The 719-nt window shown below is 44.6% G+C and carries 1 protein-coding gene; it reads right to left on the reverse strand.

All coding sequences use genetic code 11. The features are described from left to right. Positions 1-700, reverse strand: a 700-nt coding sequence (locus Q5762_RS36855; RefSeq protein ID WP_315896680.1) for a hypothetical protein, incomplete at its 3' end; no start/stop codon positions are given. Positions 701-719: the final 19 nt, after the last annotated feature.

Below are 719 nucleotides of genomic sequence, written 5' to 3' on the forward strand. Positions count from 1 at the left end.
TTAAACTATCTAAAACAATGTAGTTTACGTTCGCATGGGGGATCAGCACTTGAATCGAGCCGCTTCCTGCAATTGCAGCCAAACGACCACCAACATAGACGTTCGCCCCAGTTGGAGCATATGTGAAACAGGTCTGTGCCGGTCGTACAGCGGACGGGATCGTTGCACAGAAATATTCCCGATCTTTTTCAAAATAACAATTTGCTGGAATTGAAGCGTTTGTCGTTGTAACCTGCCCACGAAACAGAATCGTTCTAGTCCCATCAACGTTATACTGAATTTTATACTGAGGGACCCGACCCTCAGAAGCTTGAAATCCAGCATTCAGTGGTAAGTTGATCCAGGGAGTCTTTGTCAGCATGTCAGCCGTTAGAACACCATAGAACCTACCACCTAAATTAGAAGACAAGGTCGATCCACCACCAGTTAATGCAGCGAATGACTGATTACTGCCGTCAGGATTATTAATCGTCGTTCTTAAGGCATCTGGGTCAAGGGAATTAGTCCCAGTATTAATAACAGCACCAGTTGACTTTACATATTGAGTCGTTGTATTTTTAACACTCCCGTTTTCAATCACAGAGGTCCCCTTGACCCAGTTTGGACTACCAGAAACAATTTGACGATCAAAGTTGCTGGTGAAATTGGACCCAATGAATTTCACCCCTTGGAAGGTCAGCCCCACAAAGGTCTCTGCCATGATATTCACTGCAGAGAAT

Origin of the sequence: Streptomyces sp. P9(2023) (assembly GCF_032436795.1) — a bacterium.
Classification (GTDB): domain Bacteria; phylum Actinomycetota; class Actinomycetes; order Streptomycetales; family Streptomycetaceae; genus Streptomyces.